The organism is Microbacterium sp. WHRI 7836, from assembly GCF_040223885.2.
GTDB lineage: Bacteria > Actinomycetota > Actinomycetes > Actinomycetales > Microbacteriaceae > Microbacterium > Microbacterium oxydans.
The window spans coordinates 1,649,660-1,666,463 of the sequence record NZ_CP168171.1; the positions used below are offsets into that span (position 1 = coordinate 1,649,660).

Annotated in this window: 20 protein-coding genes; 9 read left to right on the top strand and 11 right to left on the bottom strand. The window is 67.5% G+C overall.

Going from position 1 to position 16,804, the window contains the following annotated elements:
• Positions 1 to 84: 84 nt before the first annotated feature.
• Entirely contained in the window at positions 85 to 702 is a 618-nt protein-coding gene (locus ABRP18_RS07870) for a pyridoxamine 5'-phosphate oxidase family protein (protein WP_349884453.1), read from the top strand.
• Positions 699 to 1,136 carry a cupin domain-containing protein gene (locus tag ABRP18_RS07875; protein WP_046749139.1) on the top strand — a complete coding sequence of 146 codons (438 nt, stop codon included), beginning with the start codon at positions 699 to 701 and terminating at the stop codon, positions 1,134 to 1,136. Before ABRP18_RS07870 ends, ABRP18_RS07875 begins: the two co-directional genes overlap by 4 nt.
• Positions 1,137 to 1,152: 16 nt before the next feature.
• Here the strand turns inward: ABRP18_RS07875 and ABRP18_RS07880 are convergent, their stop codons facing one another.
• Genes ABRP18_RS07880 through ABRP18_RS07895 form a run of 4 tightly spaced genes read right to left on the bottom strand, consistent with a single transcriptional unit; the run spans position 1,153 to position 3,185 of the window.
• Complete coding sequence (locus ABRP18_RS07880; RefSeq protein ID WP_046749138.1) at positions 1,153 to 1,965, bottom strand: SURF1 family protein; 813 nt, start codon at positions 1,963 to 1,965, stop codon at positions 1,153 to 1,155.
• Positions 1,962 to 2,156, bottom strand: coding sequence for a hypothetical protein (locus tag ABRP18_RS07885; RefSeq protein WP_046749137.1), 195 nt, complete (start codon positions 2,154 to 2,156; stop codon positions 1,962 to 1,964). Before ABRP18_RS07885 ends, ABRP18_RS07880 begins: the two co-directional genes overlap by 4 nt.
• Positions 2,153 to 2,500: a DUF3099 domain-containing protein gene (locus ABRP18_RS07890; RefSeq protein ID WP_058633205.1), complete on the bottom strand. Its 348-nt coding sequence runs from the start codon at positions 2,498 to 2,500 to the stop codon at positions 2,153 to 2,155. The genes ABRP18_RS07885 and ABRP18_RS07890 overlap by 4 nt, the downstream gene beginning before the upstream one ends.
• Positions 2,501 to 2,555: 55 nt before the next feature.
• Positions 2,556 to 3,185, bottom strand: coding sequence for a DUF4190 domain-containing protein (locus tag ABRP18_RS07895; RefSeq protein WP_349884454.1), 630 nt, complete (start codon positions 3,183 to 3,185; stop codon positions 2,556 to 2,558).
• Positions 3,186 to 3,340: 155 nt separating this feature from the next.
• Here ABRP18_RS07895 and ABRP18_RS07900 point away from each other — a divergent pair, with 155 nt between their 5' ends.
• Complete coding sequence (locus tag ABRP18_RS07900) at positions 3,341 to 4,051, top strand: beta-ketoacyl-ACP reductase (protein WP_046749399.1); 711 nt, start codon at positions 3,341 to 3,343, stop codon at positions 4,049 to 4,051.
• Positions 4,052 to 4,066: 15 nt separating this feature from the next.
• Here the strand turns inward: ABRP18_RS07900 and ABRP18_RS07905 are convergent, their stop codons facing one another.
• From ABRP18_RS07905 to ABRP18_RS07915, 3 genes are read right to left on the bottom strand one after another with little or no spacing between them, the layout of a single operon-like run.
• Complete coding sequence (locus ABRP18_RS07905; protein ID WP_349884455.1) at positions 4,067 to 4,762, bottom strand: alpha/beta fold hydrolase; 696 nt, start codon at positions 4,760 to 4,762, stop codon at positions 4,067 to 4,069.
• 46 nt (positions 4,763 to 4,808) lie between these two features.
• A complete protein-coding gene (gene serB / locus ABRP18_RS07910; RefSeq protein ID WP_046749133.1) occupies positions 4,809 to 5,444 on the bottom strand; it encodes a phosphoserine phosphatase SerB in 636 nt (211 codons plus the stop codon).
• A 48-nt stretch (positions 5,445 to 5,492) separates the two neighbouring features.
• Entirely contained in the window at positions 5,493 to 6,734 is a 1,242-nt protein-coding gene (locus tag ABRP18_RS07915; RefSeq protein WP_058631863.1) for a glucose-1-phosphate adenylyltransferase, read from the bottom strand.
• 46 nt (positions 6,735 to 6,780) lie between these two features.
• Between ABRP18_RS07915 and glgA the strand changes: the two genes are divergently transcribed.
• The 3 genes from glgA to ABRP18_RS07930 all read left to right on the top strand — a co-directional run bounded on the left by glgA (position 6,781) and on the right by ABRP18_RS07930 (position 9,117).
• Positions 6,781 to 7,965 carry a glycogen synthase gene (gene glgA / locus ABRP18_RS07920; RefSeq protein ID WP_349884456.1) on the top strand — a complete coding sequence of 395 codons (1,185 nt, stop codon included), beginning with the start codon at positions 6,781 to 6,783 and terminating at the stop codon, positions 7,963 to 7,965.
• Positions 7,966 to 7,982: 17 nt separating this feature from the next.
• Positions 7,983 to 8,768 (top strand): ABC transporter ATP-binding protein, encoded by a 786-nt coding sequence (locus ABRP18_RS07925; RefSeq protein WP_349884457.1) that lies wholly within the window; start codon positions 7,983 to 7,985, stop codon positions 8,766 to 8,768.
• Positions 8,769 to 8,859: 91 nt separating this feature from the next.
• A complete protein-coding gene (locus ABRP18_RS07930; RefSeq protein ID WP_021200734.1) occupies positions 8,860 to 9,117 on the top strand; it encodes a type B 50S ribosomal protein L31 in 258 nt (85 codons plus the stop codon).
• A gap of 68 nt (positions 9,118 to 9,185) precedes the next feature.
• On the opposite strand, the gene ABRP18_RS07935 is transcribed toward ABRP18_RS07930, so the two are convergent.
• Genes ABRP18_RS07935 through ABRP18_RS07945 form a run of 3 tightly spaced genes read right to left on the bottom strand, consistent with a single transcriptional unit; the run spans position 9,186 to position 12,779 of the window.
• Positions 9,186 to 9,470 (bottom strand): hypothetical protein, encoded by a 285-nt coding sequence (locus ABRP18_RS07935; protein WP_231728728.1) that lies wholly within the window; start codon positions 9,468 to 9,470, stop codon positions 9,186 to 9,188.
• Positions 9,471 to 9,525: 55 nt separating this feature from the next.
• Complete coding sequence (locus ABRP18_RS07940; RefSeq protein ID WP_349884458.1) at positions 9,526 to 10,773, bottom strand: alpha/beta fold hydrolase; 1,248 nt, start codon at positions 10,771 to 10,773, stop codon at positions 9,526 to 9,528.
• A gap of 2 nt (positions 10,774 to 10,775) precedes the next feature.
• Positions 10,776 to 12,779, bottom strand: a complete 2,004-nt coding sequence (locus tag ABRP18_RS07945; RefSeq protein ID WP_349884459.1) for a DUF262 domain-containing protein — start codon at positions 12,777 to 12,779, stop codon at positions 10,776 to 10,778.
• 176 nt (positions 12,780 to 12,955) lie between these two features.
• Between ABRP18_RS07945 and ABRP18_RS07950 the strand changes: the two genes are divergently transcribed.
• The gene (locus ABRP18_RS07950; protein WP_021200730.1) at positions 12,956 to 13,729 is read left to right on the top strand and encodes a hypothetical protein; all 774 of its coding nucleotides are present in this window, start codon (positions 12,956 to 12,958) and stop codon (positions 13,727 to 13,729) included.
• 192 nt (positions 13,730 to 13,921) lie between these two features.
• Positions 13,922 to 14,425, top strand: coding sequence for a DUF3145 domain-containing protein (locus tag ABRP18_RS07955; RefSeq protein WP_046749126.1), 504 nt, complete (start codon positions 13,922 to 13,924; stop codon positions 14,423 to 14,425).
• Positions 14,426 to 14,563: 138 nt separating this feature from the next.
• Here ABRP18_RS07955 and ABRP18_RS07960 read toward each other — a convergent pair whose 3' ends face one another.
• Positions 14,564 to 15,967 (bottom strand): PLP-dependent aminotransferase family protein, encoded by a 1,404-nt coding sequence (locus tag ABRP18_RS07960; protein ID WP_349884460.1) that lies wholly within the window; start codon positions 15,965 to 15,967, stop codon positions 14,564 to 14,566.
• Between the two features lie 95 nt (positions 15,968 to 16,062).
• On the opposite strand from ABRP18_RS07960, the gene ABRP18_RS07965 reads away from it, so the two are divergent.
• Complete coding sequence (locus ABRP18_RS07965) at positions 16,063 to 16,728, top strand: hypothetical protein (RefSeq protein ID WP_349884461.1); 666 nt, start codon at positions 16,063 to 16,065, stop codon at positions 16,726 to 16,728.
• Positions 16,729 to 16,804 lie beyond the last annotated feature (76 nt).

Here is a 16,804-nt window from a genome sequence, read left to right on the forward strand (position 1 = left end):
GGAGTCGCCTCCCGACCGAAGCGGGTGCTGCCCGAGCGCGCGCTCCGATTCTCAGGCGGCTGAGGACGTGGCATAGTCGAGAACATGCCGACGGACTCCCGATCGCCCGACACCGGGAGCTGGCTGCGTGCACAAGCGGCGCTCACCGGCGTCGCGCCAGCACTCGATGTCACAGGACTTCCCGTCGACCCGGTTCCGCTCTTCCTGGACTGGATCCGACATGCGGCTTCCGTCGGAGTCGCCGAACCCCATGCGGCGACCCTGGCGACGGTCGACGGAGACGGCATACCGGATGCTCGGACGTTGATCCTCAAGAACGTCGATGAGCGAGGGTGGGCCTTCGCCGGTGCGCGTTCGTCTCGCAAAGGGGCGCAGCTCGCGAGCACCCCTTCCGGAGCGCTGAACTTCTGGTGGCAGCCGCTGGTGCGAGCCGTCCGTGTACGTGGACGGGTCCAGGAGGCCGGCGAGGCCGAGAGCGCAGCCGATCTCGCGGCGCGGTCTGCGGCGGCCAGGGCGGGCATCGCGCCGGGGGACTGGGCCCTATGGAGGCTCGTGCCGACCCGCGTCGAGTTCTGGCAAGGGGCGGCCGACCGTGATCACACGCGGATCGTGTATCGCCGAACGGATGCGGCGTGGGATCTCTCGGTGACAGGGGCCGCGGCCATGACAGGGACAACGGCCGGAGAGGAAGAGCACGCATGAGCGGCTATCAGGTGGTGGAGATCGGAGCGCTCGAGGAATGGCGAGCGCATCACGGCGGCTTCGACGCCGCGCGTTCGCGGGACGGGCGTCGTGTCGTGGATCACGAGCTGACGATGCAGTACATCGGGATGACCGCGAATGCCCTGCAGCCGGGGGAGGAAGCCGGCTACTGGCACGTACACCGGAAGATCGAAGAGGTGTACGTGTTCCTTCACGGGCGAGGGCAGATGGGTCTCGACGACGATGTGGTGGAAGTCGGGCCGGGGACCGTGGTCCGTGTGGGGCAAGGGGTCGCCCGCACGTGGCGGGCTCGTCCGGACAGTCCCGGTGAACTGCGGTGGCTCTGTCTTCGCGCGGGTGGGGAGGCGCTTCCACACCTTCCCGACGACAGCTCGCGGCTGCCGGAGCGTCCCATGCCGTGGTCCGTGGAGTGACTGCGGCGGACCGCGCTCAGCGCACGTCGAGCAGCTCGTCCTCCACGTCGGCGTCATGGTCCTTGCGGCGGCTGACCTTGACCGGAGACGGCACGCCTTCGACCTCTTCGCGGTGTTTCACGATCTCCGTCCGGATGATGTAGCCGATGAAGATGAAGCCCATCAGCGCGAACAGGATCCACTGGATCGCGTAAGACAGGTGCGGGCCGGGGTCGTCGGTGGGGGAGTCGAATCCCCCGAGGGTGCCTTCGCCCGCGGGGCTTTCGCTGATGACGCGGCCGTAGGCGCCCGTGATCACATCGCCGTCGACGAGCTTCGCGATGGCCGGGAGATTGATGGTCGGCACCTGCCCTTCGGGGGCGCCACGGCCCGAAGCAGGAAGCTGCTCGCCCGGGCGCAGACGCACGGTGACTTCGGCTTCGCCCTCGGGCGGTGCCGGCACGGAATCCGGAGCGTCGCCGTCGCCCGGAGGTACCCAGCCCCGATCGACGATGAAAACGCGGCCGTCGGCGTCGCGGAACGGAACCAGCACCTCGAAGGCGCTGGTTCCTCCGTGCGGGCGGTTTCTCACCAGCAGCTGTTCGTCGGCCAGATACTCGCCCTGCAGGGTCACCGGGCGCCACTCATCCGAGGGGTCGAGCGCGCCGTCCTCCCCGACGAGGTCTGCCAGGGGGACAGGCTCGGCGTCGTAGTTCTGCTCGACGAGCTCGATCTGGGCGGCTCTCGTCTCGTTCCGCTCGAACTGCCAGTTCGACAGGAAGACGCACGCGATCGCGAATCCGATGGCGATCAGCACGTAGACGCCCCACCGGAGCAGTCGCTGACTCATGCGGGAGCCCCGTCACGAACGGTCACCGGGAAGTCCCGCGCCGCGAGGTAGTCGCGGAGGTAGTCCACGTGCTCGTCGCAGGCGAGCCAGATCTTCTCCCGGTCGGCGGCGTGGATGCGGGGGTTGCGCCATACGACCTGTCTGGTCGCCGCGCTCCGGCAGCCGGCGCGCGAGCATTCGAGCTCTGTCATCGGTCCTTCGGGCCTTCGTGGATCGTGAACACCTGCGGGCCGGTCGTCTCATTCGCGATCGGAGCGGGCCCGGGAGCCTCCAGCTCCTGTCGCGGCGACTCGGCTGTCATCTCGGTGCTGTCGCTGCCCGCGTTGGCGAACACCACGGCGATGTACGGGAGCACGGCCGCGCTGATCCCGAAGACCCAGGTGTACCATCCGTACGGCTGCACCAGCACCATCAGGGCGAAGCAGGCTATGCGGATGGACATCGTGAGCACGTAACGACGCACACGGTGGTCACCCTCATCCTGCGGAGACTGCGGCAGGGAGGTGACGGCCGGGATTTGACGCGCGTTCTTCACGATGCCTCAAGCCTACGCCGCTGCGGACCTCCCGGCGTGCCGCTTCTGCCGCGGATCAGCGCGAGAAGATGAACGGCAGGCTGAAGGCTCCGACGAACAGGAAGCTGATGATGATGCTGATGAGCGTGAAGGCGCCGATGGCGATCATCGCATAGCCGAGGATCAGGCCCGCGATGGCCATTCCTCGTCCTCCGACGCTCGGATCGCTCTTGGTCTGCTTGAGCGCCATGTGACCGGTGATGACCGCGGCGATGGAGGCGAGGATCGGGAGGATCGCCCAGATGAGGACGACACCGGCGATGCCGCACACCAGGGAGGTGACGGCGAGTCCGCTCGTGGGACGCGGTGGAGCAACCGGGTACGTCGGTGTCCCATAGGCTCCGTAAGGGGTCGCGGTCCCGTGATTCGGCTGCACCGGCCATACCTGCGGGGCCGGGGCGGCATACGCAGCAGTGGACCCGGGGTACGCCTGGCCGGGCTGAGGGGGCTGGACGGTCTGCGGAGACTGGACGGTCTGCGGAGACTGGGCGGTCTGCGGAGACTGGGCGGTCTGCGGGGGCTGGGGCGGGTACGGCGCGGTCGGATACGCAGGCAGAGCGGGGGCGGCCTGCGGGGCGCTCGGCGGGGCCGGTGGTACCGGCGCGAACGGCGCGTCGCCTGCCGGAGGAGGAGGATTGTCGCTCACGATGTTGCCCTTTCGTCTCGATCAGGGTTCCAGCAGCGCCCGCCTGTGTCAACGTCGCGATGAGGGTGCGCGCGGCGTCGTCGCTCGGAGCATCGTCGGTAGGATCGATGACGGTCCGAGACCTCGGACCGCAGGTCCAGAGCAGGAGTGTCCTCATGAGCGCTGAGCGCGTCGTCCTCGTCACCGGCGGAAACCGCGGTATCGGCCGTGCCATCGCGGAGCGCTTCGTGCGGGACGGATACCGTGTCGCGGTCACCGCGCGCAGCGGCGAAGGACCAGAGGGAACCCTCACCGTGCGGGCGGATGTCACGGATGCCACCGCGCTCGACGCCGCGTTCACGGAGGTGGAGCAGCAGCTCGGCCCGGTGGAGATCGTCGTCGCGAACGCCGGGATCACCAAGGACACCCTCCTCATGCGCATGAGCGAAGACGACTTCGACAGCGTGGTGGCGACGAACCTCGGCGGCACGTTCCGCGTGGTGAAGCGCGCCTCGAAGGGCATGCTGCGCGCACGATTCGGTCGTATCATCCTGATCTCGAGCGTCGTCGGTCTGTACGGTTCTGCCGGCCAGGCGAACTACTCGGCGTCGAAGAGCGCGCTCGTCGGCTTCGCCCGCTCGATCACGCGTGAACTCGGTGCGCGCGGTATCACCGCCAACGTCGTCGCTCCGGGGTTCATCGAGACCGACATGACCGCGGAGCTCCCCGAGGAGACGCAGAAGCAGTACAAGGCGAGCATCCCCGCCGCGCGGTTCGCGACCCCCGACGAGGTGGCGGGCGTGGTGACATGGCTCGCCGGTGACGATGCCGGTTACATCTCGGGCGCGGTCATCCCGGTCGACGGTGGACTCGGGATGGGCCACTGATCCGGACCGGGGTGTTCACCTCGCGATCGAGGCGGTGAGCAGTTCTCCGAGTCGTTCCGGCACGGAGAACTGCGGCCAGTGCCCGGAACCTATGCGAACGACCTCGGCATCGTCGATCGCACGGAACTCGTCGGCATACTCGGCCCACTGGGCGATCATCTTCTCGAACGCGGACTGATCCACGCCACCCATGAGCAGGGTCGCCGGCACACGATACCGCGCCGGGTCACGCAGGACGATGCCGTCGGTCGGCACCCTCGCGGGCACGCTCCGGGTGAGCGGTGTCGTGCGCACACGGGTCGCCTCGTCGAGATCGTGCACATCCTCCTCGGGGAAGAAGTTCCACCCCGGGAAGGGGACCACGCCGTCGACGAGCTCGAACTCGCTGATGCCGCTTCCCGTCGGCGGGGGTGCCGTATCGACGAAGATGACGCGGCCGACGCGCTCGGGGCGCGCATCGACGACACCCCATGCGACGTTTCCTCCGCCGCTGTGACCGACGACGACGACGTCACCGGGAAGCGCATCGACCGCCGCGACCGCGGCATCGATCCAGTCCGAGATGCCGACCTCGGACGACGCCGACGCCGGTTCGCCGAGGCCGGGCATGGTGAGGGGATGAGCGCGGTGCCCCGCCGCTTCCAAAGAGGGGATGACGTCTTCCCAACTGGACGCATCGAGCCAGAGCCCGGGGATGAGGATGATGTCCATGCGTCGACGCTAGCGGCGGCGTCGGACAACCTCCAGAGGGATCCGTCTACGGAAGCAGAGCGATGACTTCGGAGAGGTCCTGCGGGCCGATCACGAGCGCGGCGGTCTGCCGTACGGTGGGCTTCGCATTGAAGGCGATGCCGAGCCCCGCCACCGCCATCATGGGCAGGTCGTTGGCGCCGTCCCCGATGGCGATCGTGGCGCGCGGACCTACGCCGAGTTCTGCAGCCCACTCCTGAAGGGACGCCGCCTTCGCGGCTCCGTCGACGATGTCGCCCTCGACAAGGCCGGAGAGGACGCCGTCCACGACATCCAGGCGGTTCGCTCGCCAGCGATCGACGCCGAGTTCCGGCGCCACGGCGTCGAGGATTTCGTGGAAGCCGCCGGAGACGACCCCGACGACACCGCCGCGATCGTGGACTGCTGCCGTGAGCTCGCGGACTCCGGGGGTGGGCTCTATCCGTGCGCGGACGCGCTCGAACGCCGATACGGGCACTCCCTGCAGTGCCGCGACCCGGGAGCGCAGGCTCGTCGCGAAGTCCACTTCGCCGCGCATCGCCGCCTCGGTCGCCGCCTGAACCTCGGCGCGACGGCCTGCTTCGTCGGCGAGGAGTTCGATCACCTCGTTGCGGATGAGGGTGGAATCAGCATCGAGGACGACGAGGAATCGCGCAGCGGTCACCCGTCGAGCCTAGCGACCGCCCGGACCGCCTGAGCGCCGCATGACGCGTCAGCGTTCGATGAAGACGCCCTTGCCCACGACGGTGATGCCGGACTCGGTGACGGTGAAGCCACGGGCCAGGTCGCGCTCACGGTCGACCCCGACCGTCGCGCCATCGGCCAGGACGACGTTCTTGTCGAGGATGGCGCGGTGGATGCGCGCACCCTGCCCGACCTGCACGTGATCGAACACGACCGAGTCCGTGATGGTCGATCCGCCCCCCGCCAGAGTCCATGGACCGACCACGCTGCGTTCCAGGTGCGTGCCCGACAGCACCGATCCGAGGGAGACGATCGAGTCGATCGCGTTGCCGATGCGACCGACGGAGTCCCTGACGAACTTCGCCGGCGGAGAGTTCACCGCCTGCGAGTGGATCGGCCATTCCATGTTGTACAGGTTGAAGATCGGCAGTGTCGAGATGAGGTCCCTGTGCGCATCGAAGAAGGAGTCGATGGTTCCCACGTCTCGCCAGTACGAGCGGTCGCGCGGCGAGGACCCCGGAACCTCGTTCTGCTTCATGTCGTAGTAGCCCGCTTCGCCGCGCTCGACGAAGTACGGGACGATGTCGCCGCCCATGTCGTGACCTGACACGGGCGACTCCCCGTCGGCTTCGACGGCGGCGATCAGTGCATCAGCGTCGAAGATGTAGTTGCCCATCGAGGCGAGCACCTCGTTCGGCGAATCCTCGAGCCCTGCGATGTCGGTCGGCTTCTCCAGGAACTGCTTGATCCGGCCCGACTCCGCGTCGGCATCGATCACGCCGAACTGCGACGCGAGCGCGAGCGGCTGGCGGATCCCCGCGACCGTGGCCTTGGCGCCCGACTCGATGTGCGCCTCGAGCATCTGCCGGAAGTCCATCCGGTAGACGTGATCCGCACCGATCACGACGACGATGTCGGGCTTCTCGTCGTTGATGAGGTTCATGCTCTGCAGGATCGCGTCGGCGGAGCCGGAGAACCATCGCTTGCCGAGGCGCTGCTGGGCGGGCACCGAGGCGACGTACGAGTCGAGGAGAGCCGACATGCGCCAGGTCTGGGAGATGTGCCTGTCGAGGCTGTGCGACTTGTACTGCGTCAGCACGACGATCTGTCGGAGGCCCGAGTTGATGAGGTTGGAGATGGCGAAGTCGATGAGCCGGTACTGTCCGCCGAACGGCACTGCGGGTTTCGCTCTATCGGCCGTGAGGGGCATGAGGCGCTTGCCCTCGCCGCCGGCGAGGATGATCCCGAAGACCTTCTTTGGAGCGGACATGGCTCCACCATAGATGCCATCCTCCTCGCTGTACTAGCGTTCAGACATGCGAGTTGAAATGATCACGAAGGAGTACCCGCCGGAGGTCTACGGCGGTGCCGGCGTGCACGTCGCCGAGCTCGTGGCAGCGCTCCGACGGCACCTCGACGTCCAGGTCCGCGCGTTCGGGTCACCGCGCGATGAGGCGGGTACGTTCGCCTATCGCACGCCGACGGAACTCGCCGGAGCCAACGCCGCGTTGCAGACGCTCGGCACGGATCTGGAGATCGTGTCGGCCATCGCCGACGCCGACATCGTGCACAGTCACACCTGGTACGCGAACTTCGCCGGTCACCTCGCCTCACAGCTGCACGGCATCCCTCACGTCCTGACGGCGCACAGCCTCGAGCCCCTTCGGCCGTGGAAGGCCGAGCAGCTGGGCGGTGGCTATGCGGTGTCGAGCGGGATCGAGCGACTGGCGTACGAGAACGCGGCCGCCGTGATCGCGGTGAGCGCCGGGATGCGCGCCGACATCCTGCGCAGCTACCCGCAGGTGGACCCGGCGAGGGTGCGGGTGATCCACAACGGGATCGACGTCGACCGGTGGCGTCCGGTGCGCGACGAAGCCTTCCTGCGATCGATCGGGATGGACGCCGCTCGTCCGTCCGTCGTCTTCGTCGGCCGCATCACGAGGCAGAAGGGGCTGCCGTATCTGCTGCAGGCGGCGCGGCTCCTCCCTCCCGAGGTGCAGCTCGTCCTCTGCGCGGGTGCTCCGGACACTCCGGAGATCATGGCCGAGGTCCAGGAGGGTGTGCGTCTGCTCCAGCAGGAGCGGGACGGCGTCATCTGGGTCGAGCGCATGCTTCCCCGCGACGAGCTCTCGGCGATCCTCACGGCCGCGACGACGTTCGTCTGCCCTTCCATCTACGAGCCGCTGGGGATCGTGAACCTCGAGGCGATGGCCTGTGGTGCGGCGGTCGTCGGGACGGCGACCGGCGGTATCCCCGAGGTCGTTGCCGACGGCGTGACCGGTCGCCTCGTGCCGATCGAGCAGGCGCAGGACGGAACGGGCACGCCGGTCGACCCGGAGCGCTATGTGGCCGACCTCGCAGCCGTGCTCACCGAGGTCGCGATGGACCCGGACCGCGCACGTACGTACGGCGAGGCCGGGCGCGAGAGGGCGCGCAACGAGTTCAGCTGGGCGGCGATCGCCGAGACGACGCGCGCGCTCTACGCGGAGCTGACCGCCTGAGCCGATAGGCTGGGGGCATGCCGAGCGCTCTGGAATTCACCGACGTCGTCGTGCGCCGTGAGGGGCGCAACATCATCGATCACGTGGACTGGCGGGTCGACGACGACCAGCGATGGGTGATCCTGGGCCCGAACGGTGCGGGCAAGACGACCCTGCTCCAGCTGGCCGACACGCTCATGCATCCGACGGCCGGAACGGTGACCGTGCTGGGGGAGACCCTCGGCAGGACCGACGTGTTCGAGGTGCGGCCGCGCATCGGCTTCGCGTCGTCGGCGATGGCCAAGCGCGTGCCGCGAGACGAGACCGTGCTCAACACCGTGCTCACCGCCGCATACTCCGTGCTCGGTCGCTGGAACGAGAACTACGAGGACATCGACGAGCGTCGCGCGCTCCGCGTCCTCGGTGACTGGCGTCTCGACCACCTCGCCGACCGGACGTTCGGTACGCTCAGCGACGGCGAGCAGAAGCGGGTCCAGATCGCGCGTGCCGTGATGACCGACCCCGAGCTCCTGCTGCTCGACGAGCCGACGGCTTCCCTCGACCTCGGCTCCCGTGAGGAGCTCCTCGCGCTCCTCAGCGGGTACGCGTCGTCTCCGACCACGCCGGCCATGCTGATGGTGACGCACCACGTCGAGGAGATCCCGGTCGGGTTCACCCACGTGATGCTGATCCGCGACGGCGCTGTCGTCGCGGCCGGTCCCATCGCGGACACCCTCACTGCCGAGGCGCTCACCGACACGTTCGGGATGCCGATCGTGCTCAGCAGCGAAGACGGACGCTACGCCGCGCGCGCAACGTCCTGATCAGGGTCTGATAGAATCGATCCTTGGTGCTCTCTGCACCGCAGACTTCCCTCGTCCCTGGCACAATCCAGGGCAGCAACTAAGGAATCCCATGAAGACTGACATTCACCCCGAGTACAAGGCTGTCGTGTTCCGCGACCTGGGTTCGGGCGAGACGTTCCTCACCCGTTCGACCGTCTCGAGCGACAAGACCATCGAGCTCGACGGCGTGGAGTACCCCGTCATCGACGTCGAGATCTCCTCGGCTTCGCACCCGTTCTACACGGGAAAGCAGCGCATCATGGACTCGGCCGGCCGCGTCGAGAAGTTCAACCAGCGCTTCAAGGGCTTCGGCGGCTCGTCCAAGTAACGACTGCCGCACGGAAGGCCCCATGCTCCTCGGAGCGTGGGGCCTTCTTCGTACTCAGATGCTCGTGCTCAGATGTCGATGACGATAAGGCCGTCGTCGATAGAGCTCGGAGGATCGCCCGGAGAGGGCGCGGGGGCTGTGCGCTGTGTCTGGCGATCGCGCTCCTGTGCCGCCTCGTGCGCGGTGGGAGACCAAACGCTGTCGAACACGCCGACGAGGCCGCCGTTCGCGACACGCTCGTACTTCTTCTCCACCGGCTTGCGCGAGAACGTGTGCATCATTCCGAAGATCAGCAGGGCAGGACCCACGGCGAGGATGAAGACCACCGTCGTCCACGCCATCGCATCCTTCACGACTACAGGATAGGCAGGTCGGCGAGAAAGGACATCCTCCTCTCGGCGGATGCCGTCAGCGGATGCGTCGGCCGTGGGCGAGGTCGATCAGGCGGGAGAGCACGGGGCCGGAACGCAGGCCGTTGTGCTCATGCTCGCTCGTCTGCCAGAGCTGTACCCCGGGCAGGAGCTTCGCCGTCTCGATCGAGAACTCGTACGGCACGTAGACATCGTTGACGTAGACCGCGGCCGCGCCGGTGGCCCCCGATGCGACGATCGCTGAGGCGTCATAGATCTGCGGCCACTCGAATTCTGCGAGCTCGAGGGCGACATCACGCCACGGCTGGAAGGCCGGCACCGACTCGGTCCACTCACGGCGGATGTGCTCGCCCGTGAACAGCGTCGGGTCGTCGCGGAAGTCCGTGGGCTCGGTGCGCTCGGCCGACCACCGAGTGGCGTGACCGTCGGCGTAGCTCGACTCGTGGAAGGTGAAGTACAGCGGGTTGCGGCCGTCATAGGGCATCGCGTGCATCAGGTCGTATCGGAAGGCGTTGGAGGCGGGATCGCGCTCCAGGAGCGACCAGACGGTCTGCCATCCGTCATCGGTGCCGAGTGCGGATCCCATCGACCGCAGGCGCGAGCGTGAGACGACCTCTCCGTCGGGGAGGACGATGTCGCCCGCGTCCGCGAGATCGACGAGCCTTCGCATCGCGTCGCGGTGCTCGGGGAAACGGCGGTAGTAGCGTTCGGAGGCATCCCGCATCTTGTCGTAGCAGAGAGCGTAGACATCGTCGGGGTGACGCCCCACCGCGCTGAGCCCGCCGGTGATGAAGACGTCGTCGAGGGATCCGGCATCGGTGGAGAGATACGCGAGGGTCGTGAAGCCACCGAAGGACTGTCCGAGCACGCTCCAGGTGGTGGCTCCCAGGTGCTCGCGCAGAGCCTCGCAGTCGCGCACGATCGCGTCGGCCCGCAGATGGATCAGATGCTCGGCGACCGCTGCCGCACCGTGTTCGAGGTCGAGATCGCCGACCGGGGTCGAACGTCCGGTGCCTCTCTGGTCGAGAAGCACCAGGCGGTAGTGGGCGAGCGCTTCGTTGAGCCAGGCAGGCGACGTCGAGGAGTGGAAGGGGCGCGGCGCTTCGTGGCCGGGTCCGCCCTGCAGGAACACCAGGTAGGGAAGAGCCTCACCGCCCTCGCGAGCGACCACGCGCGCGAAGACGTCGATGGTTCGATGGTCCATGGGGTCGCCCCATACCAGCGGGACGGTGAGAGTGTGCTCTTCGACGGTGAGGTCCTGCAGCTTGCGCACGATGGTGCTCATGTTCACATCACATTCCCGATGTAGGAGTACTTGACGAAGACCTCCGAGGCGATGCCCGACTCCTCGAGCACACCCTGCACAGCGGTCATCATGTAGTTGGAATCCCAGCCCATGTAGAGGAAGTGCCCCTCGCCGAGCTCATCCCACTGACCCTTCCAGGCCATGTCCTGATAGATGGGCCCTCCGTGTGCGGCACAGTAGGCGAGGGCTGCGTCTCTCGTGTCGGTCCAGGCGCGGCGGAAGACCCGGTTGAAGAGGTACTTCACGTCCGGCACCTCCCAGCGCTCGCCTCGATACTCGACGTAGTCGAATTCCCGCTCCCATCCGGTCGGCCAGCCGCGGCGGCGCACGGCATCCAGGATCGGGGTCAGTCCGTCGTCGTCGATCTCAGGGAGGGCGGGGCGCGCCCAGATGCGGATCAGGTCGGAGGTGAGTGCGACGGTGCGGCGTGTGATCGCTGCGGTGTTCCACGAGTCGACGTCGGCCAGCTCTCGCGTCGCAGGCACCGCGCTGCGTGCGTACGCGTCCGAGCGCTTGACAGGGAACGAGGCGCCGAACACGCGCTCAGCGAGGTGCTCCTCGAGCAGGGTGAGGTTGCCGAGGGTCGGGGCGAGCGCGCGATGGCTGTTCTGCTCGTCCTCGGAGTACTCGCTCCAGTGGCGCGTACCGTCGCCGGACCACGCGTCGCCCGGCACGGTCGGGACGATGTGCTCGATGTCGTAGGCGTCGAGGTCTTCCACGCCTTCCAACCGTCCGAGCACGTAGGCAGGGTGGGGGAGTTCGCTGTACTTCAGCACCGCGCTCACCCGCTCGTCCGACGGGGTGATGCGAGCGAACGCCCGCGCGAGCGCATCCCTGCCGTCACGGCGGGCCCGGCACAGTCTCGCGACGAGTCGTTCGGCCGGCAGGCTCACCAGCGCACGGCGCAGGTACAGGGCTTGCAGCCACTCCAGGGTCTCGATGAACTCGTCGCGGTCGATGACCCCGCGGACGTGGTCGCTGTACGCGCTCATCACGAGAGGGTACGAGGAACGACCGAAGGTGTTGACGTGACGCAGCTGCTGCGCGATCTCGGGGTCCTGCTCCTGCGACGGGTCGAGCAGGATGCCGTAGATCTCCGCGTAGTGTCGCCACTGCGCCGCGTGGGCCTGCAGGTGGGCGACGTCGACGCGGGGGAACGACTGCCGGAAGGCGCTGTAGACCCCGTGCTCCCCGTTCGCGGCGACCTCGCGGCCGGTGACGAACACGAGGTAGTGCCGCCAGAAGGCGCCGATCGCCTCACCGGTGTGCCGTTCGATCGGCAGCCAGAAACGTGTCTCGACGTCGATCTGCTCGGCGTGACTGAGTCCCATGAGGATGTAGTTGTGGATGAGCTCGTGGTCACGCAGCGGTTCGCCTGTCGAGTTCAGGCTCTCGAAGATCTGCTGGGCGTTGGCGCGAGCGCCGAGGGTGATCGACACATGCTCGAGCTTCTGCAGCCCTCGCCAGATGGTGGGTACCTCGTCGACATGGATCTGACTGCGGAAGAAGGCGTAGTTGTCGTCGAAGCGGGACTCGCGATCGGCATCGCCGCGTCGATCCAACACGACCGATTCGTACAGGTCAGCCCAGGCGTCGTGCGGGCGCAGCTTCGTGCGACCGGGGGAGTCGGAGCGGACGAGCACGCGTTCGAGATCGGCCGCCAGTGAGGGGTCGGTGTCGCGGATGGAGTGATGCAGCGCAGCGACGAGCAGCATCAGCGTGGTGATGCGCTGCTGGCCGTCGATGAGGATGAGGTCGGCATCGGAGGAGACGTTGTCCTGCGCGGAGAGGATCGAACCGATGAAGTGACGGTGGGCGTCGTCTTCGCCTGCCACGGCGCGGATGTCGGAGAGCAGCCGCTCGCAGCCGCCGATGTCCCATCGGTACTGCCGCTGATACACGGGGACCACGATGGTGGTGCCGCCCGCCGCGAGCCACTCGATCGTGTTGACTGCTGTCGCCTCGACGTTGGTCGCGGTGCTCATGCTGGTGTCTCGTCCTCCCGTTGCGACGGGTGCCGAGGCCTGGCCGGGCGCCCCGATCAGTCTATTCGGTTATGCACGGTCGACCTCCGAGGGGCTCGCGGGGGACGCTGTTAGGCTTGCCTTATCAGGGCCTGTTAAAACGTGCTGGCCCCCGATGAAAGGAACATGACTCGATCATGGGATACATCAAGTCCGCTGCGCTCGAGGAAAAGGGATTCGTCGTCCTCGACAGCTACAACCAGGAGCTCGACCCCAAGGAGTGGCTCGACATCGAGTACAACGACTGGAAGTCGTCGGGCGACACCCGCTTCGCACCTCTCGCCAGTGCCTTCGGCGACATCGAGTGCAACGGGTTCTGGAACCACAAGCCGCCGCGCACCGACAAGGACGGCGTCTGGATCGACTCACAGACCGAGAAGGCCCCGAACCTGACGCGGCGCGCTCAGGAGCCGGGTGCGAACGTTGGTCGGTGCCGCGTCATCGAGCTGCAGCCGACGCCCTACGGTGACTGCCTCTACAACCTCCACCAGGACGACAACAACCGCCTCAACCCGGATGGCACCGGCTGGGTCGTCCGTGGCTTCTTCAACCTCACGGACGACAAGGACAGCTACTTCGTCCTGCGTGAGAACCGCACCGACCCGAGCATCGAGTACCGTATCGCCCTCCCGGCCGGCGCTCAGCTCATCGTGGACACGCAGCGCCTGTGGCACGCGGCCACCCACAACGGCACCGAGCCCCGCTACTGCCTCATCACGTCGTGGACCTCGGGCCCCGAGCTCGACGCCTACATCGAGAAGTACCACGGCACCGACGACGTGCCCAACTACGAGGTCGACCAGGAGACGCTCGAGTTCGGGTATGCCGAGCAGGCCCGCAAGGATGCTGCTCGCGCGGCCTATTACGCCGCGAAGGGCCAGCAGGTCAAGCAGGCCATGAGCGAGGCGTGAGCATCTCCACGGTGGGTCGCTGAGCCCGTCGAAGCGCCCGAGGGCCCCGGTCTACGGACCGGGGCCCTCGTCGTGGAACCACATGCTTGTGATTTGCGGGGATCTCGGCGAGAATGGGCGCACAACCGCATATTCTCGCCACTTCGTGGTTCAGGTCGTTGGGGAAGACGCACCTGATGAAACGGAGAGATCATGGCGACGGCTTACGCACGCGGAGTGGTGTTCATCCACTCTGCGCCTCGCGCGCTCTGCCCGCACCTCGAATGGGCGGTGGGTCGCGCTATCGGGCGTGCGGTGAACTTCGACTGGACCGAGCAGCCCGTGCTCGAGGGTGCCCGACGGGCGGAGTTCTACTGGGACGGCCCCGTCGGTACCGGCGCGGCTCTCGCGACCTCCATCCGTGGGTGGGAGCACCTCCGCTTCGAGGTGACCGAGGACCCCACGCCGCGCAGCGACGGCGGCCGGTGGCTGCATACGCCCGACCTCGGTATCCACTATGCCCAGACCGACGCAGCCGGCAACATCGTGGTCGGCGAGGACCGCATCCGCTACGCGATGGAGATCGCGGCAGGGAGTGCCGTCGAGTTGCAGCGCGAACTCGACATCGCCCTGGGGTCGGCGTGGGATGAGGAACTGGAGCCCTTCCGTCATGCCAGCGACGACGCCAGAGTCGTCTGGCTCCATAAGGTCGGCTAGCCCGGCGCCACAGACCGGAACGGGGGAGGCGTGAGTATCGGATGCCGGTGAGTGATCCCGGACGCTGAGAAGACGTATCCCCGCTCCGCACGACGAGGACCCCGCCCCGGAAACGAGGCGGGGTCCTCGTCGTCCGTGTCAGATGACGGCCGCGTGCTGCAACGCACCGGACGCGGACGGGCTCCCGCCGCGCACGTCGTCCCAGGCCAGGGACAACCGCCGCATCGCTTCCGACATGCGCTCGGGGGGCAGCGTGATGGGGATGCGCAGTCGGCGTTCGAGCACTCCGCCCGTCGTGAAGCGGGGGCCGGGAGGAAGGACGAGCTGCCTTTCGCGGGCGGCGAGAGAGAGCGCGGTCGACAGCGGTGCGCCGATGTCGACCCAGGCGGAGAGTCCGCCAGGCGTATGTGGCATCCGGAACCCGGGGATGGCGGCCACCCCTTCCTCGACGGCGCTGCGTCCGGCGTGCAGACGTCGACGGACATGCGCTGTGAGCGCCGACATGTCGGCGAGGAGTTCGACGGCGATGCACTGCTCGAGCAGGGCCGTGCCGAGTTCGAAGGAGGGGCGCACGGCGAGCAGCCGCGCGATGACGGAGCACTCCGCACGGATCCAGCCGATGCGCATCCCGCCCCAGGCGATCTTCGACATCGATCCGACGGTGATCACATTGGGCCCGCCCGCGGCCATCGGAGTCGGTGACCATCCCCGGTCGATGTCGAGTTCGGTGGTCGTCTCGTCGACGATGAGGTGGGTACCCACGTTGCGGGCTGTGGTCGTGATCCGCGACCGCTCGTCATCGGGAAGGGTCGCTCCGGTCGGGTTGTGGAAGTCGGGGATGAGGTATGCGACATGCGGCCGGGCGCTGAGCAGCGTCTCGTTCAGGTGCCTGGCATCCCACCCGTCGGCATCCACGGGCGTCGGAACAAGCCGGTACCCGTGGCGGTGCAGGGCCTCCAGCGCGTGAGGGAAAGTCGGCTGCTCCACCAGCGCCTTCTCTCCGCGACGCCCGATCGCCGCGAGGATCAGATTGATCGCATTGAGCGCTCCGGAGGTGATGATGATCTCGTCGGCCGACGTCGGTGCGCCCCGATCGCGGAAGCGCTGAGCGACCGCCTCGCGCAGCTCGGGGAGTCCGCGGAGCGAGTACCCGCTGGTGCCGCGCAGCGCCGCGAGACGGGGCAGCGACCGCACGGTCGCGTCGTACAACCCCGGCGTCGAGTCCATCGACGCGATGGAGAGGTCGATCGACTCGTCGTCGGCCTCGGCTCCAGGAGCAGTATGTCCATTCGGGAGGGTGACGCGCGTGCTTCCCCCGTGCAGGCGCGAGACGTAGTCGTCCGATTCCAAGATGCCGTACGCGCGAGTGATCGTGGAGCGAGAACGGCGCAGCTCGAGCGCAAGGGCGCGCTCACTCGGGAGACGCTCGCCGACGGTGAGGCGGCCGTCGAGGATCAGCGCCCTGATCTGGTCTGCGAGCGCCGATGCCGTGGCGCCGGCGACGTTGTGCACCCCGAGCTGTTCGACGAGACGTGATCCCATATGTCCAGCATGACGCAAAGTGGACTGATCTACGCAGGCCACTTTGCGGGGAGTGGTATCGCTTCGGATGGGGGGACAGGGGCCAGAGTGGAGGGATGATCCTCCGTTCCGTGCTCCTCCCCGTGACCGCCACCAGTCGGCGTGACCTCGTCGAGCGGTTCGTGCAGCTGCTCGTCGGTCTGTTCCTCTACGGCGTCGCGCTCGGGTTCATGGTGCGCGGTGGCATCGGAGTGGCACCGTGGGACGTGCTGGCACTCGGTCTCGCGGAGCAGACCGGGCTCGGATACGGCGTCATGACCGTGCTGGTCTCGATCGTCGTCCTCCTGCTCTGGATCCCGTTGCGCCAACGCGTGGGGCTGGGCACCTTGTTGAATGCCCTGCTCGTCGGTCCGAGTGCGGACCTCGCGCTCGCCCTGATCCCGCAGCCGTCCTCGGTATGGATCGGCGCTCCGATGTTCGTCTTCGGGCTGCTGCTGCTGGCCTTCGCGACCGGCCTCTACATCGCTGCCGACTTCGGCCCGGGCCCTCGTGACGGCCTGATGACGGGACTCGTTCGGCGAACAGGCTGGGCGGTATGGCTGGTGCGCACGTTGATCGAGGGGAGCGTGCTGCTCGTCGGCTTCCTCCTCGGAGGCCCCGTCGGAGTAGGAACCGTCCTCTTCGCCTTCGGCGTCGGTCCGTTGATCGGTTGGTTCCTCCCGCGCATCACCCGGATGCGCGAGACCCGTTCGCGAAAGCTCGGGAGCCTCCGCTCCGCCTGACGGATCCGTGCGCATCTGCATGACCTGTGCATACGGGCATGACCGAGTACCGGTGGATACTCATGCATCCGTGCGA

Excerpts from the sequence above, each read along its gene's own strand:
- ABRP18_RS07870 (WP_349884453.1), top strand. The coding sequence starts at position 85 with ATGCCGACGGACTCCCGATCGCCCGACACCGGGAGCTGGCTGCGTGCA.
- ABRP18_RS07940 (WP_349884458.1), bottom strand. The coding sequence starts at position 10,773 with ATGAGCACCATCGTGCGCAAGCTGCAGGACCTCACCGTCGAAGAGCAC.
- ABRP18_RS07875 (WP_046749139.1), top strand. The coding sequence starts at position 699 with ATGAGCGGCTATCAGGTGGTGGAGATCGGAGCGCTCGAGGAATGGCGA.
- ABRP18_RS07960 (WP_349884460.1), bottom strand. The coding sequence starts at position 15,967 with ATGGGATCACGTCTCGTCGAACAGCTCGGGGTGCACAACGTCGCCGGC.
- glgA (WP_349884456.1), top strand. The coding sequence starts at position 6,781 with ATGCGAGTTGAAATGATCACGAAGGAGTACCCGCCGGAGGTCTACGGC.
- ABRP18_RS07955 (WP_046749126.1), top strand. The coding sequence starts at position 13,922 with ATGGCGACGGCTTACGCACGCGGAGTGGTGTTCATCCACTCTGCGCCT.
- ABRP18_RS07930 (WP_021200734.1), top strand. The coding sequence starts at position 8,860 with ATGAAGACTGACATTCACCCCGAGTACAAGGCTGTCGTGTTCCGCGAC.
- ABRP18_RS07915 (WP_058631863.1), bottom strand. The coding sequence starts at position 6,734 with ATGTCCGCTCCAAAGAAGGTCTTCGGGATCATCCTCGCCGGCGGCGAG.
- ABRP18_RS07925 (WP_349884457.1), top strand. The coding sequence starts at position 7,983 with ATGCCGAGCGCTCTGGAATTCACCGACGTCGTCGTGCGCCGTGAGGGG.
- ABRP18_RS07945 (WP_349884459.1), bottom strand. The coding sequence starts at position 12,779 with ATGAGCACCGCGACCAACGTCGAGGCGACAGCAGTCAACACGATCGAG.
- ABRP18_RS07965 (WP_349884461.1), top strand. The coding sequence starts at position 16,063 with ATGATCCTCCGTTCCGTGCTCCTCCCCGTGACCGCCACCAGTCGGCGT.
- ABRP18_RS07900 (WP_046749399.1), top strand. The coding sequence starts at position 3,341 with ATGAGCGCTGAGCGCGTCGTCCTCGTCACCGGCGGAAACCGCGGTATC.
- ABRP18_RS07905 (WP_349884455.1), bottom strand. The coding sequence starts at position 4,762 with ATGGACATCATCCTCATCCCCGGGCTCTGGCTCGATGCGTCCAGTTGG.
- ABRP18_RS07880 (WP_046749138.1), bottom strand. The coding sequence starts at position 1,965 with ATGAGTCAGCGACTGCTCCGGTGGGGCGTCTACGTGCTGATCGCCATC.
- ABRP18_RS07885 (WP_046749137.1), bottom strand. The coding sequence starts at position 2,156 with ATGACAGAGCTCGAATGCTCGCGCGCCGGCTGCCGGAGCGCGGCGACC.
- ABRP18_RS07950 (WP_021200730.1), top strand. The coding sequence starts at position 12,956 with ATGGGATACATCAAGTCCGCTGCGCTCGAGGAAAAGGGATTCGTCGTC.